The sequence below is a fragment of the Pseudomonas sp. FW305-7 genome (genome assembly GCF_058786735.1).
In genome coordinates this window covers 1-999 of sequence record NZ_JBYSZA010000069.1, presented here as the reverse complement: position 1 = coordinate 999, position 999 = coordinate 1, and the positions used below count along the sequence as shown (strand labels likewise).

The 999-nt window shown below is 58.9% G+C and carries 1 protein-coding gene; it reads left to right on the top strand.

Annotated features, from left to right (window positions below; all coding sequences use genetic code 11):
- The first annotated feature begins 88 nt into the window (after positions 1-88).
- Positions 89-706: a TPM domain-containing protein gene (locus AC3WMT_RS30835; protein WP_103307434.1), complete on the top strand. Its 618-nt coding sequence runs from the start codon at positions 89-91 to the stop codon at positions 704-706.
- The last annotated feature ends 293 nt before the right edge of the window (positions 707-999 follow it).

Below are 999 nucleotides of genomic sequence, written 5' to 3'. Positions count from 1 at the left end.
CTTCAGCGGCGGCGGGGGCAGTTTCGGCGGCGGTGGTTCGTCGGGCGGCTGGTGAGCACATAACAATAACGATCAGGCACTTTTCGACATGGCATTACTGACTGAACACGAACAACGCAAAGTCGCCGAGGCAATCGCCCGGGTCGAGCGCGACACCGACGCCGAACTGGTCACGGTGCTCGCGGCGCGCGCCGACGACTACGCGTACATCCCGCTGCTGTGGGCCAGTTTGCTGGCGCTGGTGGTGCCGGGCTTCGTGCATTACCTGACCGGGTGGCTGACTCTGCGCAGTCTGCTGCTGGTGCAGTGGGGGCTGTTCATTGTGCTGTGCCTGCTGTTTCGTCTGCCGAAGATCACCACCCATCTGGTACCGCGCCGTGTCCGGCACTGGCGCGCATCGAACCTGGCGCGGCGGCAGTTTCTTGAACAGAACCTGCATCACACGGTGGGCAGTACCGGGATGCTGATTTTTGTTTGCGAGGCGGAAAGGTACGTGGAGATTCTGGTGGATGAGGGCATTTCCAGACGGCTGGACAACAAGAGCTGGGATGCAATTGTCGCGGCGTTTACCGAGCAGGTCCGGCAAGGGCGCACGCTGGAAGGGTTTGTCAGCTGTATCGAGGCGTGTGGAGAACTGCTGAAAGTGCATGTGCCGGTGACGCAGGTGAGGAATGAATTGCCGAATCGGTTGATTGTGCTGGGGTAAGGCCTGGATTATTCGTCGATGCAGAGATCCAGCCCCTCACCCCAGCCCTCTCCCGGAGGGAGAGGGGGCCGATCGAGGTATCTGGCGCTCGACATCGACCTGTGGAACCGAGTCGATTATGGATTTGAAGCAAAACCTTCAAACCTGAGTTCGACTCGGTAATTCAGGTCGGCGTAACTTGTGAAAACACCTCGGTCAGTCCCCTCTACCTCTGGGAGTGTATGTACCGGAGACATGGTGGACACATGTTCGGAGACATGGTGGACGGTTTTAGATCTTCTTACCTGCCGTAA